The organism is Methylobacter sp. sgz302048 (genome assembly GCF_052162025.1).
Taxonomy (GTDB): Bacteria; Pseudomonadota; Gammaproteobacteria; order Methylococcales; family Methylomonadaceae; genus Methylobacter.
The window spans coordinates 1,071,150-1,090,891 of sequence record NZ_CP197401.1 but is presented as its reverse complement, the minus strand read 5'-3'; the positions used below and the strand labels follow the sequence as shown (position 1 = coordinate 1,090,891).

General features: G+C 54.4%; 15 protein-coding genes. 6 read left to right on the top strand and 9 right to left on the bottom strand.

Going from position 1 to position 19,742, the window contains the following annotated elements:
- The first annotated feature begins 135 nt into the window (after positions 1 to 135).
- Genes hppD through maiA form a run of 4 tightly spaced genes read left to right on the top strand, consistent with a single transcriptional unit; the run spans position 136 to position 3,921 of the window.
- Positions 136 to 1,188, top strand: coding sequence for a 4-hydroxyphenylpyruvate dioxygenase (gene hppD / locus ACTNE6_RS05335; protein WP_194969412.1), 1,053 nt, complete (start codon positions 136 to 138; stop codon positions 1,186 to 1,188).
- The gene (locus tag ACTNE6_RS05330) at positions 1,188 to 2,303 is read left to right on the top strand and encodes a homogentisate 1,2-dioxygenase (protein ID WP_442498870.1); all 1,116 of its coding nucleotides are present in this window, start codon (positions 1,188 to 1,190) and stop codon (positions 2,301 to 2,303) included. Before hppD ends, ACTNE6_RS05330 begins: the two co-directional genes overlap by 1 nt.
- Positions 2,273 to 3,280, top strand: coding sequence for a fumarylacetoacetate hydrolase family protein (locus ACTNE6_RS05325; RefSeq protein ID WP_442498869.1), 1,008 nt, complete (start codon positions 2,273 to 2,275; stop codon positions 3,278 to 3,280). Before ACTNE6_RS05330 ends, ACTNE6_RS05325 begins: the two co-directional genes overlap by 31 nt.
- On the top strand, positions 3,271 to 3,921 hold the full coding sequence (gene maiA, locus ACTNE6_RS05320; RefSeq protein ID WP_442498868.1) for a maleylacetoacetate isomerase: 651 nt from the start codon (positions 3,271 to 3,273) through the stop codon (positions 3,919 to 3,921). The genes ACTNE6_RS05325 and maiA overlap by 10 nt, the downstream gene beginning before the upstream one ends.
- A gap of 332 nt (positions 3,922 to 4,253) precedes the next feature.
- Here maiA and ACTNE6_RS05315 read toward each other — a convergent pair whose 3' ends face one another.
- From ACTNE6_RS05315 to ACTNE6_RS05290, 6 genes are all read right to left on the bottom strand, one after another.
- The gene (locus ACTNE6_RS05315; RefSeq protein WP_442498867.1) at positions 4,254 to 5,906 is read right to left on the bottom strand and encodes a hypothetical protein; all 1,653 of its coding nucleotides are present in this window, start codon (positions 5,904 to 5,906) and stop codon (positions 4,254 to 4,256) included.
- A 12-nt stretch (positions 5,907 to 5,918) separates the two neighbouring features.
- Positions 5,919 to 7,664: an alpha/beta fold hydrolase gene (locus ACTNE6_RS05310; protein WP_442498866.1), complete on the bottom strand. Its 1,746-nt coding sequence runs from the start codon at positions 7,662 to 7,664 to the stop codon at positions 5,919 to 5,921.
- Between the two features lie 18 nt (positions 7,665 to 7,682).
- The gene (locus ACTNE6_RS05305; protein WP_442498865.1) at positions 7,683 to 9,440 is read right to left on the bottom strand and encodes a GMC oxidoreductase; all 1,758 of its coding nucleotides are present in this window, start codon (positions 9,438 to 9,440) and stop codon (positions 7,683 to 7,685) included.
- A 744-nt stretch (positions 9,441 to 10,184) separates the two neighbouring features.
- Positions 10,185 to 10,619 carry a hypothetical protein gene (locus ACTNE6_RS05300; protein WP_442498864.1) on the bottom strand — a complete coding sequence of 145 codons (435 nt, stop codon included), beginning with the start codon at positions 10,617 to 10,619 and terminating at the stop codon, positions 10,185 to 10,187.
- A 142-nt stretch (positions 10,620 to 10,761) separates the two neighbouring features.
- Positions 10,762 to 13,194, bottom strand: coding sequence for an SAM-dependent methyltransferase (locus ACTNE6_RS05295; RefSeq protein ID WP_442498863.1), 2,433 nt, complete (start codon positions 13,192 to 13,194; stop codon positions 10,762 to 10,764).
- A complete protein-coding gene (locus ACTNE6_RS05290) occupies positions 13,195 to 13,830 on the bottom strand; it encodes a protein-L-isoaspartate(D-aspartate) O-methyltransferase (protein WP_442499672.1) in 636 nt (211 codons plus the stop codon).
- A gap of 392 nt (positions 13,831 to 14,222) precedes the next feature.
- On the opposite strand from ACTNE6_RS05290, the gene ACTNE6_RS05285 reads away from it, so the two are divergent.
- Both ACTNE6_RS05285 and ACTNE6_RS05280 read left to right on the top strand, forming a co-directional pair.
- Positions 14,223 to 15,587, top strand: coding sequence for a cryptochrome/photolyase family protein (locus ACTNE6_RS05285; RefSeq protein WP_442498862.1), 1,365 nt, complete (start codon positions 14,223 to 14,225; stop codon positions 15,585 to 15,587).
- A gap of 17 nt (positions 15,588 to 15,604) precedes the next feature.
- The gene (locus ACTNE6_RS05280) at positions 15,605 to 16,108 is read left to right on the top strand and encodes a lipocalin family protein (protein WP_442498861.1); all 504 of its coding nucleotides are present in this window, start codon (positions 15,605 to 15,607) and stop codon (positions 16,106 to 16,108) included.
- Positions 16,109 to 16,171: 63 nt separating this feature from the next.
- On the opposite strand, the gene ACTNE6_RS05275 is transcribed toward ACTNE6_RS05280, so the two are convergent.
- The 3 genes from ACTNE6_RS05275 to ACTNE6_RS05265 form a co-directional block, all read right to left on the bottom strand.
- Entirely contained in the window at positions 16,172 to 17,218 is a 1,047-nt protein-coding gene (locus tag ACTNE6_RS05275) for a methyltransferase domain-containing protein (protein WP_442498860.1), read from the bottom strand.
- Between the two features lie 191 nt (positions 17,219 to 17,409).
- Positions 17,410 to 18,207, bottom strand: coding sequence for an ethanolamine ammonia-lyase subunit EutC (eutC, locus tag ACTNE6_RS05270; RefSeq protein ID WP_442498859.1), 798 nt, complete (start codon positions 18,205 to 18,207; stop codon positions 17,410 to 17,412).
- Positions 18,204 to 19,586 (bottom strand): ethanolamine ammonia-lyase subunit EutB, encoded by a 1,383-nt coding sequence (locus ACTNE6_RS05265; protein WP_442498858.1) that lies wholly within the window; start codon positions 19,584 to 19,586, stop codon positions 18,204 to 18,206. Before ACTNE6_RS05265 ends, eutC begins: the two co-directional genes overlap by 4 nt.
- Between the last annotated feature and the right edge of the window lie 156 nt (positions 19,587 to 19,742).

Here is a 19,742-nt window from a genome sequence, read left to right as displayed (position 1 = left end):
GAATATTAAAGTGGTTGTCACTTAAGACTAAATCTCTATGAGATAAGTTGCATGCCATAACGGCGTCCAACGGCCTGGAAACTAATGGCACTTAAGTTAATCTTATGGTGTATAGATTGCGAGGGAGATAGTGCCATGAATAGTGCATCCAATCCCGTCGGCACCGATGGTTTTGAGTTTGTGGAATATACAGCCCCGGACACCCGAGAGCTGGAAAGTCTGTTTATGCAGATGGGTTTTACCGCCATCGCTCGGCATCGGTCCAAGGATGTCGTACTGTACCGGCAGGGCAATATCAATTTTATTATCAATCACGAACCCAGCAGTTTTGCCCAGGCTTTTGCCAAAGTGCACGGCCCGTCCATTTGCGCGTTCGCGATTCGCGTCAAAGATGCCGCCGAATGCCTGGCCCACGTGATTAGCCTCGGAGCGGAACCCCAGCGCAGCGATATCGGGCCTATGGAACTGAACATTCCAGCCATCCGGGGCATTGGCCGCAGCCTGATCTATTTTGTCGACCGTTACGGCGATCATTCCATTTACGATGTCGATTTCGTGCCGTTCGAAAATGTCGAGTTAAGACCTGCCGGCCTCGGGCTTACCGATATCGATCACCTGACCCATAACGTCTACCATGGCGGTATGGACAAATGGGCCGAGTTTTACCAGCGGCTATTCAATTTCCGCGAAATCCGCTATTTCGACATTCACGGCAAAGCCACCGGCTTAAAGTCCAGGGCCATGACCAGCCCTTGCGGCAAGATACGCATTCCGGTCAATGAGCCGACCGATCCCAAATCCCAGATTCAGGAATACCTGGATGCCTATCATGGCGAAGGTATTCAGCATATCGCCCTGCATACCGATGACATCTACGCCACCGTGGAACAACTGCGCGCCAACGGCATTGACTTTATGGATGTGCCCGATACTTATTACGAGGCCGTTGATCAGCGCGTGCCGGGCCACGAAGAAGACCTGGAACGGCTGCGCCGCGACCGCATACTGATCGATGGCGCACCGGAACGCGGCATCGGCTTGTTGCTGCAAATTTTCACCAACACCGTCATCGGGCCGATCTTCTTCGAAATCATTCAAAGAAAAGGCAATGAAGGCTTTGGCGAAGGCAATTTTCAGGCGCTTTTCGAAGCGATTGAACTCGACCAGATCAAACGCGGAGTCATCTGATGAGCTGGATACGCATACCCAAAACAGAAGGACGAGCCTCACGGCAGGCGCATGCCGATCTGCCGGCCAGCACCTTCGAACGCGAGCTGGGCAAAGAAGGCTTTTACGGGCCGGCGACGCAAATGCATCATCGCCACCCGCCCACAGGCTGGAAATCGATCGAAGGCCTTTTGCGGCCGCGCGCCTTCGATGCGAAGAAGCTAGCCTCGCTTACCGATTGCCCCTGGCGTGCGAGCCTGTTGTTCAGCAATGCCCATGTGCAGATCCGTTTTTTGAAATTGCAGGCCAGCATGGATCATTTGGTGCGCAACGCTGACGGCGATGAGCTGATTTTTATCCATCAGGGCTCAGGTGATTTGTTCTGCGATTACGGCCATTTGAGTTTCCGTGAAGGCGACTACCTGATGCTGCCGCGCGGCACGCAATGGCGTATGAACGTGATGGAATCGATCCAGGCGCTGATGATCGAGGCCACCAATGACAGCTACCGGCTGCCGGACAAAGGTCTGGTCAGCCAGCAGGCGATTTTCGACCCGGCGGTGCTGGACGTGCCGGCCATTGATGATGCCTTTATCGACCAGCAGGATAACGAGGAATGGCGCGTCATCGTCAAGCGCCGGCAGCAATTGAGTACCATCACCTACCCGTTCAACCCGCTGGATGCGGTCGGCTGGCATGGCACGCTGATGCCGGTGCGCCTGAACTGGCTCGATATCAGGCCGTTGATGAGCCATCGCTATCATGTGCCGCCGTCGGCGCACAGCACGTTTGTCGCCAGCCGTTTCGTCGTCTGCACGTTTGTGCCGCGACCGTTCGAATCCGATCCCCATGTCCTGAATGTGCCGTTCTTCCACAGCAATGACGACTATGACGAATTGATTTTTTACCATTATGGCCAGTTTTTCTCTCGGGATCATATTTATCCGGGCATGCTGACGCTGCATCCGAGCGGCATTCCGCACGGCCCGCACCCGAAGGCGTTAAAGAATGCCGACAGCAAGCGCAGCGGCATGACCGACGAAGTGGCCGTCATGGTCGATACCCGCGATGCGCTGACCGTATCCGAGCAGGCCGCCGCTGTCGAATGGCCGGAGTACGTGGATTCCTGGAAATGAAACTGGGCACGCTTAAAACAAGATACCGGGACGGTACGCTGGTCGTAGTCGACAGGGAGTTGAGACGCTGCGTCATGGTGCCCGATATCGCCTTGACGCTGCAGGCGGCGCTGGACGACTGGCATGACATCAGGCCCAGGCTGGAAGCGGCGTATCAACTGCTGAACAGCGGCGCCTGCGCCTCCATGCCGTTTGAACCGGAGCAAATGGCCGCTCCGTTGCCCAGAGCTTATCAATGGCTGGACGGCAGCGCTTACCTGAGCCATGTCGAGCGCGTGCGCAAAGCCAGAGGCGTACCTTTGCCGCCCAGTTTATACGACGACCCGCTGATGTATCAGGGCAGCTCCGATATTTTGCTCGGCCCGCATGACGCTGTCGTTGCCGCCAACGAGGATTACGGCATCGATTTTGAAGCCGAAGTCGCCGTCATTACCGATGACGTACCGATGGGGGTCTTGTCAGCTGATGCCGCCGCCCATATCCAGCTGGTTGTGCTGGTCAATGACGTATCGTTGCGCAACCTGATTCCCGACGAGCTGGCCAAGGGATTCGGCTTTCTGCACGGCAAGCCTGCCAGCGCCTTCTCGCCTGTCGCCGTGACCCTTGATGAACTGGATGGCGCCTGGCAGGACAATAAACTGCATAGGCCGCTGACCGTACACTGGAATAATCAGTTGTTCGGCCAGGCCGATGCCGGCGCCGACATGCAGTTCGATTTTGCGCGCCTGATTAGCCATGCCGCCAAAACGCGGTGCCTGGGCGCCGGCACGATTGTCGGCTCGGGCACGGTCAGCAATTATGATTGCACAGCCGGATATTCATGCCTTGTAGAGAAGCGTGTCGTTGAAATCGTTGAATCCGGTACGGCCGTGACGCCGTTCATGCGTTATGGCGATCGGGTAAGAATAGAGATGTTGACCCCGCAGGGACAGTCCATTTTTGGTGCTATCGAGCAGGTCGTTAAGCCATGTCCATAATCTTGTACAGCTATTACAGAAGCTCCGCCTCGTTCCGGGTACGGATTGCGCTGAACATCAAACGGATCGATTATGAAATCCGTCCCGTGCATCTGTTGAAAGGCGGCGGCGAACAACACCGTGAGGATTATCTGAAGATCAATCCCCAGGGTCTGGTACCGACTTTGATCGATGGAGGCACCGTTTTGAGTCAATCCTCGGCGATTATCGAATACCTGGAAGAAGTTTATCCAACCCCTGCATTACTGCCCAAGTCGGCTGTTGACCGCGCCTATACGCGCTCACTGGTACAACTGATCGCCTGCGACATCCATCCGCTGAACAATCTGCGCGTGCTGCAATATCTCAAGGAGACGCTGAATTACGATGATGCGCAGCACGCTTGGTATTGCCACTGGATTCAGAAAGGCTTTTCGGCCCTGGAACTGCTGCTGGAACAGCATGACTGCAATGGCTTGTCCTGCCTGGGCAACGGTCCCGGCATGGCCGATGTGTTTCTGGTTCCGCAGGTTTACAACGCCTTGCGCTTTAACTGCCCGATGCATGAATTCCCGCTGATCAGCCGTATTTATGAAAACTGCATGCAGCAGTCCGCTTTCCTGAATGCCGCGCCTGAAAATCAGCCTGATGCGATGAAATAAGCGTTTTGGATGCGCTTCGCCTTTGTGCGCCTCACTTTTAATAATGCGGTGGCTGGGTTGGAGTTTTAACGGAAACCCGGCATGGGCAGCTCCGAAATGCGGGGTTTAGCAACCCAGCCTACCCCGCTGCCCAACCAAGATCAAGGCAAAATCCACGGTAGGGTACGCATCGCGTACCTGTTCAGGGCTTTTCGGCACACTACAAGTCCGGAAAGGTATGCGATGCGTACCCTACAAAGATCGGGAGACTCCAAATGCTGGGTTCATCAACCCAGCCTGCCGCTGGTGCTCAGCTCGGCAAACGGGATAAAACCGCCCGTGCGTAACATCAGTTATAGTTTATCCTGACGATCCCCCCAGCTTACAAGATCCTGAACCCAGTAAGAGAAATCGCGCGGACCGTTTGGGCCTTCAGCGGCTTTATCGAACAGTATCAAAGCCCGCCCGATCCCTCGGCGCCGATATCCATCTTTCTGCTTGGGCAACATCTGGTCGCGCCAGGTGCCGAAATTGATATAGGTATAGTTCTGCGACTTCTCCGGCATATCAAAATCCAATTCCTCCTCTAAGGGAATATGGGTATGTCCTTCGCCGTGAATACGGAAACCGTAATTGCGGTATTCGTCCAGAAATGACGGAAACGCCAACATTTCCTTATAAGAAGGCGCAGACCGTTGCCACTTCTGCAATTTGGCCAATAATCGCATGACCACGTAGATGAATCCCAGCTCGATCCTGGCGTTGAGCAGCTTCAGCACATTCATGACCGGCTTGGCAGTGCGCAGTATCCAGCGGCGGGTCGCTGGGGCACTGTCAAATGTAAAGTCCCAGCTGAGCCAGCCATGGACCGAATTCAGCAATTCGTCTTCAATGATCTTTCTGACCTGACTTAGGCATTTATCCTCCTTTCTGAGTTTCTGCGTCTCCTCGATAATGCGTTGTATCGCCGTAAAGGTAGGCCGGTAAAGATCCAGCTCTTCCAGAACCTTCTCAAGCCTGCGGATGCTTTTTTCCTGGTCCGGATTCAGCGCGTGCAAATCTATTTCCATTGCGGCCAATCTTTTCTTCGCGCGGAAAATGAATCCCGACAATAATCCGGCGGCGACCGTATCGCCGAAGCAAGCTTCGGTGAACGGCTTATAGGCCATGCTTCGCCATACATCGAGCTGCCAGCCGTCCCCGGCAGTCCAGCCAGGCTCCGGACCTTGAACGCTGAAAGAGCGGCTGTTGTCTTGATCCCGCCATTGGCCGTGGGTCACAAGCAGCCGAAATCCGCGATCCGCCCAATAAAACGGCAGCCAGGGAACGCTGCTGCGGTCGAAATAATGGTTTTCATTATCGAAATACATCTTGCCGATCCAACGCCGATAATCATCCGACAAGGTTTCCACAGGCTGATTGAGACACTTTTCGTAAAACAGTTTCAGCGCTTCGTCATCGGCGAGGATTTCCTTATCATGGTTTCCGAACAGAACCAGTGTCCTGACCTTTGCCCGGCAAGGCTTGTTTTCGTGCTTTTCACTTTTAAAGGAATATTGCTCGGGCGCGCCTTGAAATTCCTTGAGCAAATGGAAAAAACCGGTTTTCTTACCGGGCGTTCGCGGCCGGGTGTGGACTTCTATGATGCCCTGCAGAATCTCGTGCAAAATCTTTTTGAATTGAGGATCTTGGCGCTGCCAGGGATATACGCCATGTTCGGCCCATCGCTGGGTACGGATCATATCGACCACATCGCCCACCAGTACGATGGTCAGTTCATCAATATCGAAATGCCCGCAGAGATCGACGATGTTGTCGAAAACCTCTTCCCAGACAACATCGTCAGCGCTCTGGTTGCCCACAGTGCCGTCAGTGAAATGCAAATCGCTGAAGCAGATGCATAACCGGTTAGGACGGTTTGGATCATCCGGATCGGAAGAACCGGCTTCTTTCAGCAGATAGAACCCTTTAGGCAGATCAATATTTTCTGCAGGAATAGTGCCCATAACGATAATCTCCTAATTTCTCTGACTTTCCAGGAATTCCAACAGGCGCGGAAAAATGTCTACATGGACATTCTTGCCCATAAACACATCCTGATGGCCATAGTTGGGAAATACCTGCAGCTGGTGCCGTCCTGGAACGATTTTTTCCAAGCGCTCATGACAGACGATATTCGAGTCGGTGAACACGCGGTTCTGCTGGCCGGTCATGAACAGCACCGGCGTTTCGATCTCGTCCGCATAAGCGAAGTAATCGTCGGGCAGGTTTTGATACTTGGGATTGTCGGTTTCAAATTTCACGGCGGTATTATTGGCGTTCACCATCTTGAGCACATGCCGGTAGTAATGCACGCCGACGCCGCCGTACAAGTCGCCTCCGCGCCGATGAGTCACATCATGCAGATTGTCGTGGTTGTACAAGGCCGGAAAGCCCGTTCCCCACATGAAGCTCAGTACATGGCATTCAGGTGAGTCGCATTCGCGATGAAAAGCGGAAATCAGCCAGCCGAGGGCTTTTCCCAACGACCAGCCCGGCTCGCGTCGCCAGTAAGGATTGATGTACTCGACGCTGAGCAGATAATCGCAAAGGAAAGGCCCTGCGTTAAGCTTGACTTTCGACCAGGCCGGCACGCGCGGCGTCAGCGATACGCTGTTGGCGATGACGCTGCGGATACCGGTGACCGCCTTGCCGAACAGGCTCATCATGAACGATACCGACCCCAGGCAATGGCAGATGACATGGATGCGCCGCCCCTCGCCGACGGCCCGGCGTACCGCAGCGATGGCCGCGGGATGGTCGAACTGGGCGATGTCGTCCATGTTATAGCGATTGCGGTGAAGATTGTAGGAATAGCGGTTGCTCATCCGGTAATCCAGAGTCCAGACATCGGTAAAATTGTTGTCCAGGAGGTACTGCACCAGATTGTAGTGTTCCGGCATGATGAACATATCGCTGGAAGTGGTCAGCCCGTGAATGATGACCACGACGTCGTCGCAGGGCGCCTTCTGGAAACGCAGAAGGCTCAAGCCTAAGCCATCGGCCGTAGTGAAAGGATGTGTGGTGATCTCGGCGCCCTGCACGCCTTCGGTGGTATAAAGCGGAATTTCGCGTTCGAAGGCGCCTGCCTTTGGCATCAGTGACGGCGCATAGGTTTCCCAGAGCGCGCCGAAAAAAAACCGGCCAAAACACTCCACCGCACCCAGCCGAGCCGGAAAAGTAGGCGCATCGGCGCGCATCGTGGTCAGCTGGTGCATGAAATCGGCCAGCTGAATGTGCAGAATGCCGGAGGCGTAAGGTGTCGCGCCGGCTTCCTGATCCGCCTGTAAATGGCCCTGATAAAGATTGGTGAACAAGGTCGTGGTGTCGCCCCACACATCCGGACCGACGTCGTTCTGTATGCTTTTGAAGCCACTCAGCGTGAACGGTTTGCCTTCAGCATTCTCGAAAAACAGCCGGTAGCGCATTTCCTTGCGGTTTCTATCGCTGGTGTCCACAAACAGGTTGAATACGCCGAGAAGCACCGGACGGCGTCCGCCGACCAGATCGCCCTCGACATAACCGATCGCCTGCGCCCGATGCTCCGGCGACGCCAGAAACTGATCCACATCGTCAGTCTTGATCGTCAGATGGAACATGAAGTAGGAGTCGTCGGCCTGTCCTTGCGTGTAACCATCGTCGAAAGAAGTCTGACCCACGGCGAGATAGCCTTTCATCTCCTCAGTGAATTGAAAGGCAATAGGAGCTTGTGTATTCGTATTCATGATGGATATTCCTGTGGCTTAGCGTTGGTTGATACCGAGGTCATCGGTGGGTTTAAGGCCGGTAATACCTTCGGCGATCCATTCCGATACGGCTGAAATCGTCGCTATCGGGTTAGAACCAACGGCACTGGGCAGCACCGAGCCATCTGCAATATACAACCCCTGATAGCCAAAAACCTGGCCGCGGTCATGTTCATTGGCGCTGACGACGCCCTGCTCCGGACTGTCGGCAAGAATGCAGCCGCCCAGCGAGTGCACGGTGATGTTGTTGCGCATCGGCCAGTTCCAAGTGGGCAACGCCGTAAACAGCCAGGACTTGACGAATGACTTGAATTTTCTGCCGGCGTCGAGAATGGCCTCATACAGCGGCATGCTGGTCGTTTGGGGCCAGTCCAGGTCCAGTCTGCCGTTCTTGAGTGCCAATACACCGTCCCCTTTATCCAGCCCCATGCATAATAAAACGCTGCTGCGGTAAGACACATCGTCCTTGAGCACCTGGTAGAACAAATTGCCTACGGACCCTGTCCACTTGCCCCCGCTCAGGTTCTGCCAGATATAATTCCACAGTGTTTCCAGGATGCGCCCTATTCTTTTCAGCATGCCGATCGGATTCAGGCTCGGCTGCAGGCCTTCCACGAGCCATGCCGCAAACGCCGGATAGCTGGCATCCTCCAGCACGAAGGCCCGGTCGGGATCATGCTGCTTGAACAGGTTGTAATCAGTGTACTGGGTAATCACCGGCCCATAATTGGGATTGGCCGGAGTTTTCCCGTCCACAACGAATGACAGAAAGTCGCCATTGCCGGAAAAACGCTTGCCTAACTGCTGGCTGAGGCGAGGCAGCGTGCCGTGTTCATCGCGGCAGCGCAGCAGCAGCTCGGCGGAGCCCAGCGTACCGGCGGAAACCACGATGCGCTGGGTATCGACGTAAGCGGGACCATCGTCGAGATGGCGATAATACACACGGTAACCATGCGCGCCATTGGCGGTGGCATCCTCCTCGCCCCGTTCATTCAACGGCACGATTTTCTCCGCCAGACAATCGGTTTGTATCTGCGCCTTATGCACATGCTCGGCAACATAAAGATAATTGAGATCGAGGGTATTTTTTGAATGGGTGTTGCAGCCTACGTCGCATTCTCCACAGTAAGTGCATGAAGTCTGCACAGCGCCATAGCGGTTTTTTTCTTGGAGTCCAATCTGAGTCGGCTGTTGGAAATCGTTGCCGAAGAATACGCAAAGATCGGCCAGTTTTGAATCACGTCCTTGATTTTGGGCAAATTGCTGGAACAGTTCAGTGCGGATGACGCGGCGGCGCGGTTCATCGCTCCATGCCGGAATCGGACGCGCCCCCAGCACGGACTTGGCAACGTCATAATACGGCTGCAGGAAGGCTTTATTGAGCGATTTCGGCCATTGCCGTTCGAATACCTGCTCCGGCGGCTCAAGAAATACATTGGCATAAATCAGGGAACCGCCGCCCAGTCCGGCGCAGACCACCGCGTCCATTCGGTTGAATGCACGGACATCGAACAGTCCGCGCAAATCGCGCTTTTTGATGGGATCGGGGCGTTGCGCCCGATCATCGGGCAGATTCCAGAAATTGGTCGCTATATCATGAGGTGAGCGCGGGAACGATCCCATCGGATAGCGCTTCCCGCGCTCCAGAAGTAATACCTGGCCCTTCCATTTTTGCGCCAGCCGACAGCAACTGATAGCCCCGCCGAAGCCGCTGCCGATGATAACCGCCTCATATTTCTTATTTTGCATACTCATGATATCTCCATAGTCGCTTATGCAATGCGTTTCGCGTTGCGTTTATTGTTATTCTGCGTAAATTTCCCTGTGAGATCGGTCCTTGAAATGCCATTGCTTGGAGAAGCAATATCCCTTACTTCCATAAAAAACGATATAACCTCCTGAGCAAGAGGCTATGAAACTGGTTTGACGGCAAATACTTGCAATCGAATTAAAAAACATTCCGCAAGCTTTAACTGCAGATAATCGATTGGCCGGCTGTTTGTAACTCTGGAGACGCTGCGATTCTGACTTATGATGACGAATCCGCGCTGAAGCAAGCCCCATGAACTAAAACGGTATTTCCTTTGAAATTTTCTCGTTGTAATTTCCAGATAAGCTTAAGAGACTTCTAGTGTAAAAACCTGATGGCGCTGATTCATCCCCATGCCCGCCAAGGGCTTTGAGATGTTCATAATTTAGATAGCCTCTACTTGATCTTTGGATTATATACTCATTCTCATCAATAAAAAAAGCTATTCGTAACCCACTGATTTAACGGATATTTACTTTATATCCTATGGTTTTTCGCTGTTTTATTGATCAATGCAAGTCTTGCCAATTTATCAAAGCGGGCAGATAGGGCGGTGTAGTTGCCTGAGCCGATTTCATGGCCAGACAATGCTTAGTCTGACGTTTTTCAGTGTGATGTCGACCTTATTGCTAAATAAAAAAGGCCGGATAAACCGGCCTTTCTGTTCATAGTAAATCTGATGACAACAATCAGCGCAAAAATTCGAGCACCTTCTCGGCCGCTTTCTGCTTGGCTTTGGTCTTGGCCGCCTCGGCAGCCTGTTCGGTCGCTTGAGGCGCGTTATCAACCTGAACTTTCAGTTGCTGTACGGTTGCCGCGCCGTCCTCTATGGCTTTAATTTGTTCGGGCTTGGCCTGCTCCAGCCTTTGCCTGGCCGTTTCCTTTGCCGCATCCAGCGTTTGCTCTTGAACGGCCTTCGGCGTATTTTTAACATTCTCTTTTAACTGCTGAGCCTGTTGCAGTAGCTGCTGGGCTTCAGCCGCTCTTTTGGCCTTCTCCGGCTCCGCCGAGTTAGCCGCATCCACGGCCAATTGCTTGGTCACCGCTTCCAGTAAATTGTCTCCAGCCAGCGCCGCGCCGGACGCCATCAACAAGGAACCGAATAAAATTGCTTTGTTTCGCATGAGTCTCACTCTCAGTAAATAATGATCTGAAACAGTAACATAGTACCGTAAATCTGAACCATTGATGAATTTATTGCAGAGGGCGAGTCGGATGCTAAGATCAAATTTAATGTCAGGCAGGGAAAAAAGCGCTTGCCTTCATTCAGGGAAAATTGAACGCCGCAGCCACATACAGCAGCAGGGCCATAAAAACCAGTACGGTAAAACCGAATTGCATGGCGATCAGCGTCGCCAGTATGGCGCTAATGACGGAGGCGCAGCCATTGATGCCCCAGGCCCACGGAATCAGCGCCGGCGCGTTCCGGCCGAGGCTGTCCATCCCCATCGGAAACGGCATGCCCATGAAAAAGCCCAGCGGCGCGATCAGCAGTATCGAAAACACCAGCCGGCTACTGCCGCCCAATTCCAGCAGGACGCCGGTCAAGGCTTCAAAACCAAGGATATAAATCGCACTGAACAGGGCAATACCGGTTACCGGCCATCGAACCATCGATTTTGCTTTGTGATCGCATAATCTTTTTGAAAACAGGCTGCCCGCGCCGGCGCTGAGCAAAAACGTACACAATACCGCCGTAACGGCATAAATCGGATGATGCAGAATCAGGATAAATTTCTGGATGAAGGCTATTTCAATAAAGAAAAAAGCCAGGCCCAGGCAGACAAAATAAACCACAACCTGCCGATAGCCTTGGATGCCGGATTTTATGCCCAGCCTGTCCCTGCCCAGGACCAGCGGCAGCGCAATCAGAACCAGGCTGGCCAGCACGGCCTGCAGCAATGCGGCGACCAGCAGCAAATAGCCGCTTTCCAGCAGCGACATGCCACCCTGCCCCAATAAAGGCACAATCTCCGGCAGGGTTTGCCATTTGAAAAAATGGAAGAAATAAGGCCGATCGTCCGTCGCCGGCTCGATATTGAATTTGTAATCATCTATGAAAGCTTCGCCGTCAGCGCCCAACAGGGCTGTTGCCGCCTGATAGAAATACGGCTGCGACAAGATATTGAAGCGATTGACCTCTTCGGGCTTGATGCCGGGATAATAAGCCAGGTCGAAACTGCGTTCGTTGCTGAACTGCTTGAGATTACTGATTTCCTGATCTGAAAAAGGCCCGTTTTTAATCAGCAGCGTGCTGGTCTGCCAACTGCGGATCAGCACAATACGCTGCTCGGGATCTTTTATCTTTAACGCCTCGCACGCATTCACGACCGTCGCCAACAGTTTTAACGTATCCCGCGGCGGCATCTTGATCCAGCGGGTGATGCTCAGATAGCCGCCCGGCGACAGATGCCGCAGATCAGCCTGTATCGCCTGTTCGGTATAAAGATAACTCTCGGACAGCGCATAAAGCCCCGCCGCCGAGGCCCCGAACGCATCCAGCAGGGAAATGTTGATCAGATCGTAGCGTTCATTGCTGGTAGCCACAAACCCGCGGGCTTCGCCTATGTGCAGGTTGACATGCGGATTCTGGTAAATACGGCCTGCGAAATCGGCGTATTTTTTTTCGACCAGATCGACTACCTGAGGATTGAGTTCAACCGCATCGATACGGTCGATGGCATGATAGTGCGCCTGCAGGATATCGCTGCCGGTGCCCGCCCCCAGGATCAGGACATTCTGCAACGGGCGCAGGTGATAAGGCAGCGCCGAAGTAGTCTGGTCCAGATAACTTAATGTTTCCGTATTGCCGCCGTAGCGATCGATCGCGGTCATATTGTCGGCATCGGTAAAGACGGCCAACTGTTCGGGCGGTTCGGTCGTGGCATTGAGGCTTAATCCCGGCGCATGGCGCAACGGCGTAATGGCGCTCTTGACCACATCTATCAAGCCCAACGGGCTGGAATAGCGATCGATGACTTTGGTGCCCGGCACCCTCAGCATCTGGCTCTCGCCTTTGTACGGCGAAACATTCAGTCTGAGCCAGCCGGTCATCGCCACAGTCGCCGCCAAACCAATAATAATGCCGGCGCTGAACCGGAATTTTGTCTCTTCCGGCTGCGCCCGAAAACTGTAATGCGACACGATGACCGCCGCCGCAATGCCCAGCACGGTTAAAACGGTCAGAATCTTTTCGGGGAACAGCAGAAACAGCAGCAGGATGATGCCGATGCTGCCGGAACCGGCGCCAAGCAGGTCTGCCCCGTAAATGAACGATACGCGGGTCTGGTAATGATAAAAAGACAGGCCGATCACATTGGCCGCGAAAAAGAACGGCAACATCAGCAGCAGGTACAATAAAAGTAAATAGAACAATTGCACCGGCGCCCACAGAATCTCTTCGGGATTGAATGGAATCATCTGAGCCAGAGCGAAGCAAACAGGCACCGAAAAGCTGAACAACAGCATGTTGGCCGTGATCGCGGCCGGGAACCGGCGTTGCAGCGCATCGCGGTTCAGCGCCAGAAAGACGCCGCTGACGCCATACCCGAGCAGCGCCAGACTGATGATCATATAGGCGAAATGATGCCACTGGATGATCGAGAACAGGCGCATCAGCAATACCTCATACGCCAGCGCGGATGCCGAGATAATGGCTATCGCCAACAGATATGAACGGGCCGGTTTTGCTTCGGTCATTTAGTGCTCACCGGTCAGCGGCACAAAGGAAACCGGCAGAATCTGCCGGGTCGTTACCTTGCCGTCTGCATCCTTGGCCACCAGCACCAGATGCTGCACCATGAAGCGACTGCCGACCGGTATGATCATGCGCCCTCCCGGTTTCAGCTGCTTAATCAGCGGCGGCGGAATGTGGCTGGCCGCGGCAGTGACGACTATCGCATCGAAAGGCGACTCGGACGGCCAGCCGTAATAGCCGTCCCCGACCAGTGTCTGCACATTGCTGTATCCCTGCTTCTTCAAATGTTCCTTTGCCTGCCGGCCCAGCCCCTCGATAATCTCTATGGTAAATACCGCATCGGTCATCTCGGCCAGAATGGCGGCCTGATAACCTGAACCGGTGCCGATCTCCAGCACCCGGTCGCCTTTCTCAAGGTTCAGCATATCCGTCATGACGGCCACGATATAAGGCTGGGAAATGGTTTGCCCGTAACCGATAGGCAGCGGCCTGTTGTCATAGGCATAAGGGATCTGATCTTCCGGCACGAACTCATGCCTGGGCACCTTGAGCATGGCATCCAGCACTTTTTCATCGAGCGCGCCCTTGTCGAGAAACCGCTGGCTCCCCCTGACGCCGAGCTTGATGACATCGATCATCTCCTGGCGCTGCTTCAGGAAACTCTCTTCGGCCATGGCAACGGCGCTGCACAGAGACAACAGGCAAGCCAAAGCGAATCCTTTGGGAACGGAGCGATAGGTTTTTGACATGCAGACAACCTCCGGATGCAATCTGTATCAAATAAAGCGCTCATGGGCTCCTGGCAAATCTGATGATCCCGGCCCGTTTCTTAAAGGATTTTCGGTTATTTTGCCCGCTTGTCCATGATTCGAATCATTTGGCCACTAATGCGGCGGTCCGAACCGCTCCGGGCTTTCATATGCCGGCCGGCAAGCAGCGCTTTTTATTCGCCAAAAACTATTTTGACCGCCAAACCTCTAAATGCAGCAGAGATCAGCTTAACTTTTTACCTAAAGCATAGGTTCATCACATGCCGCGCTATCGAAAATCCCTGTTCATCTTTCGCCGTGATTTACGCCTGTTCGACAATACCGGCCTAAACGCGGCGCTGGCCCAATCCGAACAGGTTATGCCGGCTTTCATTTTCGATCCGCGGCAGATTGAACCGCATGCTTACCAGAGCCAGCCGGCCTTGCAGTTTATGCTGCAGGCTTTGGAAGATCTGCAGCAGCAAATCGCCGGACTGGACAGCAATCTGTATTGTTTTCATAACTTGCCTGAAAATGTGATCAGCCGGCTGCAAATCGACGAATCGATCGAGGCCGTCTTCGTCAACCGCGATTACACGCCATTCAGCCTACGGCGCGATGCCCAGCTGCAGCAGCGATGCCGGCAGCTTGGGCTTGATTTCCATAGCGCCAGTGACCTGCTATTGACTGAACCTGAACAGGTTCTTAAAGATAATCAAAAACCCTATCAGGTATTTACGCCGTTTCATAAACGGGCCCGGCAGTTTCCTGTCGCTCTGCCGCAGTCCTTAAGCTCCGGAACGCTAATCAAACCAACGGCTACTAATAATCATCCTGAACTGATCAGTACGTTTAAAAAGCCGCATCATAATGTGCTGCAAGGCGGACGCAAGATTGCGTCGGCGCTGTTGAACTGCATGGATCAGTGCCGCGATTATGCCCGGCAACGCGATATTCCGGCGCTGGCAGCGACAACCGGCCTGTCGGCCTATCTGAAATTCGGCTGTTGCTCGATACGGGAGGCTTACTACGGCATCGTGGAAGCCCTGGGCGATGAACATCCTTTACTCAGGCAGCTGTACTGGCGCGATTTTTTTACCCATATCGCCTTTCATTTTCCGCATGTTTTCGGTCAGGCTTTTCACCGGCAATATGATGCGATTGTCTGGCGCAATGATTCCGATGAATTCGAGGCCTGGACCCGTGGACTTACCGGCTTTCCGATTATCGATGCAGGCATGCGGCAGCTGAATGAGACCGGCTGGATGCACAACCGCGTGCGCTTGCTCACTGCTTCGCTCCTGGTCAAAGACCTGCATATCAGCTGGCAATGGGGCGAGCGTTACTTTGCCCGGCACCTGATCGATTACGATCCCTGCGTGAACAACGGCAACTGGCAATGGGCTGCCTCGACCGGCTGCGATGCGCAACCGTATTTCCGTATTTTCAATCCCTGGCTGCAGCAGCAGAAATTCGATGCCGATTGCGTTTACATCAAGCACTGGCTGCCTGAACTGCGGCCCTTCCCTGCCGCGGTTATCCATCGATGGTACAGGCAGGCGCAGCCGGGCGATTATCCGGCGCCGATCATCGATCACGCCCAGCGCAGCCAGGAGACCAAAGCGCTGTTTCGGCACATTCACTGAAATCCGGAGGTTCAACCATGCCTTATTTATCCCTGCTGCTACTGATGCTGGTTTCCGGCTGCATCGGCCTGCCGTCCGGCGTCAAACCCGTCACCGGCTTCGAACTCAACCGATACCTCGGCAAATGGTATGAAATTGCCCGCCTCGACCACAGCTTTGAACGCGGCCTGACCGATGTCACGGCTGAATACAGCCTCAAGGGCGATGGCGGCGTCAGCGTGCTGAACAGCGGTTTCAATGCCGAGACCGGTCAGCGCCAATCGGCCGAAGGCAAGGCTTACTTTGTTGAATCGCCTGATGTCGGGCGCCTGAAAGTTTCGTTTTTCGGGCCGTTCTATGGCGCTTATAACATCATTGCCCTGGATAAAGCCAATTACAGCTACGCCATGATTGCCGGACCTGATCGCGACTACTTATGGATCCTGTCGCGCACGCCGACACTGGACCGGAAAACCCTGCAAACCCTGATTGATCAGGCGCAATCGCTGGGCTTTGCCACCCAAAACTTGATCTATCCCTGATCAATAACTTTAATCAATATTTCGGAACTGAAATCAGCCGTAACTGATCCAGTCGCTCAGGCATCAGCAACAGGCCGCCCCGGAGTCAATCGACAGGCTTTTGTTGGGCGGTGCGCAATCGAACAGGCCGAAATGCGTGGATTTATCGCCCCAAATTTCAAAATGCTCGGCAAAACGGCTCATGCCGAGCATATCGGCCGTATTGCCGCAGACGCGCAAGGGCCGGCCGGTTTCAAAATGGTGGTGATCGTCCAGATCAAAAAAGTGAGGAGATTCCGGCAACGTGCCTTTATAGACGGCGACCTGCCCGAAATCCTCGCACCGATCTTCCAACGGCATCTTGAAAGCCCTGACCGTTGCCGAGCGGAAATTGACCATGCCGATTTTGGCTATAACCTCCGGATCATCCAGCGTGATCGGATTGCTTTTTATGGTGCGGACATCAGGGCAGCCGAGGTCATGCATGATGCGGCGAAAGTCTTCCCAATACAAAGCGCCGCCCAGGCATTCGCCCAACAGCACCGGGTCCAGTCTGAGCGCGGATGGAATGCGCCGGTCGGCATAGACATCGGAAAAATAAAGCTCGCCGCCGGGCTTGAGCACGCGGAAGACTTCCGCCAATACCTGTTTTTTATTGGGCGACAGATTGACAACGCAATTCGACACCACCACATCAATAGAATTGTCGGCAATGCCGATAGCCGCGAGATCCTCGATGTGTCCCCGAAGAAATTCGACATTGGAACGCGCATAACCATACCGTTCGACGTGCCAATCGCAATGGCGCCTGGCGACATCGAGCTGCGCTTCCGTCATGTCGATGCCGATAACGCGTCCGGTCTCGCCTACTAATCTGGACAGCAAATAACAATCGCGTCCGGAACCGCACCCCAAATCCAATACGGTACGGCCTTTAAGCGCTGGAGGCAGCGGCGAGCCGCAACCGTAGAAACGGTCAACCACTTCCGGATGCAGATCGGCAAGCAACGGCCGCAGATGCCCAGGCATGGCATCAAGCGTGCAACAGGCGCTGGTCTTTAAATCCTGACTGGATTTAAGCACTTCACCGTAATAATTTTGTACAGATTCACTGATGGCGGCATCGGTCATGTAGGCTCCGGATATAAAGCAGGTTATTTTTTATGAAAACGCAAAAGAATGGAAAGACCATTGCGTGTTTAGTTGCGGACTCGTTAAAAATAAAATTTCTTACAGCGGTTTGCAAAACATTTCGTATACATTGACCAAATGGACAGACAAGCAAATTGAGCGAGCGGCATCAAAGCTCGACAGCTTCTTTCTTATCGCAAAAAAGCTGTCGAAATTATTGATTTTGATCCTGGAGTGGAATCGTCGGGTTCGAGCAGCCATTTCGGCATATCATCCTTGAGCTGTACGCCTGAAAGCCCCCTGCGTAATGCTTCATGAGTCAAATACGCCAGTTTGGCGGCCGCAGCCTGATAGGACAGGCCGTCAGGCGGCCGGATGTTGGAGATGCAGTTGCGCTCGGCATCGGTATTACCGATCCGCGGCGCGTACGTCAAATAGATGCCAAGGCTGTCGGCGGCGCTGAGTCCGGGCCTTTCGCCGACGATGATCACAGCTAGGCGCGCATTGAGCAGTGCGCCGATTTCATCCGACAGCGCCACCCTGCCATTGGCCGCCAGGCAGATCGGACCGAGACGCAGAGAGCTGCGTTGATAGGTATCGATAATCGTCCGCAGCAGCGCCAGGCCATGGCAGTCCACGGCCGTCGACGACAAACCGTTGCTGATGATCAAAGCCACATCGATGGCCTCAGCAGTGCGTGATTTGAGCAGCCGGCGGCTTGCTTCATCCAGGCAGCGTCCCTGGTCGGGCCGTTGCAGATAGTGCACCCGGCTGGCGACCGGCGTAGACAGGCTGAGCGCCTCCAGCCCCAGCGCTTCGACCTCCTTCGCGAATCGATCGATCGACCAGGGCTGATGCACCGCGTCGCGGGCCGCCGCATGGGCGATCTGGAAATCAAGCAGAGCCGAGGTCGGCAGGCCGCAACCGGAACGACCTTGAGCAATTCTGGCCTGGGTAAACTGACGCAATGGATGCCAGGGATCGTTCATGCCTGTATGCCTGCAAATCCTGAAAAATGGCTCAGCAACGGAGCGGCGATGCGGCTGTCTGACAAACTGTTCCGGCCGTCGAAGATGCCCATCCTGTCCAGCCAGGCTTCGAATTCCGGCGCGGGCCTTAAACCCAGCACTTGCCGCAGGTAGAGAGCATCATGGAAAGAAGTGCTCTGATAGGCCAGCATAATGTCGTCAGCGCCCGGAATGCCCATGATGTAATTGCATCCGGCGACGCCGAGCAGGGTCAGCAGATTGTCCATATCGTTCTGGTCCGCCTCGGCGTGGTTGGTGTAACAAATGTCGCAACCCATCGGCAATCCCAGCAGCTTGCCGCAGAAATGATCTTCCAGGCCGGCGCGAATGATCTGCTTGCCGTCATAAAGATATTCAGGACCGATAAAGCCGACGACAGTATTGACCAGCAGCGGCGAAAACTCTCTGGCAACGGCATAGGCGCGCGCTTCGCAGGTCTGGGCATCGACGTCATGATGGGCATTCGCGGACAGTGCGCTGCCCTGGCCGGTTTCAAAATACATGAGATGGTTGCCGCCGCGCCCCAATGACTCGGCCATGGCCTTGGCTTCCCGCAGCAGGGCCAGATCGATGCCGAAACTGCGGTTGGCCGCCTCAGTGCCGGCAATGGACTGAAAGACCAGATCCACCGGAGCGCCGCGCCGTATCAGTTCCATGCTGGTCGTGACGTGGGACAGTACGCAGGACTGCGTCGGTATTTCGTGGCGGCTGATGATCTCGTCGAGCTGGTTTAGCAGGATGAGAACGTTATCGAGATTGTCAGTCGCAGGATTGATGCCGATAACGGCATCGCCGCTGCCGTAAAGCAGGCCGTCCAGAATGCTGGCGGCGATGCCGCGGGGATCGTCCGTGGGATGATTCGGCTGCAGACGGGTGGAAAGGCATCCCGGCAAGCCGATAGTGTCGCGAAAGCAAGTGACAACCCGGCAACGTCGAGCCACGGCGATCAGGTCCTGATTACGCATGATCTTGCTGACGGCAGCGGCCATCTCCGGCGTCAGCCCGGCCGCCAGCGGCGACAAATCACCGGTATCGGCCAACAGCCAATCGCGGAATTCCCCGACGGTCAGCGCCGCGACAGGCGCAAAGGCTGCAGCATCGTGCCGATCCAGGATCAACCGGGAGACTTCATCGTGTTCCGGCGCAATCAAGGGTTCCTCGATGAATGCCTTTAACGGCACTTCAGCCAATACCCGTTGAGCAATAGCCCGCTCGACTTCGGAGTCCGCCGCCAGGCCTGCCAGTTCATCGGCCGCTCGCCGAGGCGAGGCCTTGGCCATCAAGGTTTTTAAATTGCGGAAATTAAAATTCCTGCCCTGTACGGTCGCGGCATAGTTCATGTTTTGGCTCGATTTCCCATATTCGCTTTGTCATTTAGCCTGTGTAGGCTGGGTTGGAGCTTAGCGGAAACCCAGCATGGGCGGCCGAAATGCTGGGTTTATCAACCCAGCCTACCGCTCTGTCATTTAATAATCTTTCAAGTATATGACAAGTAT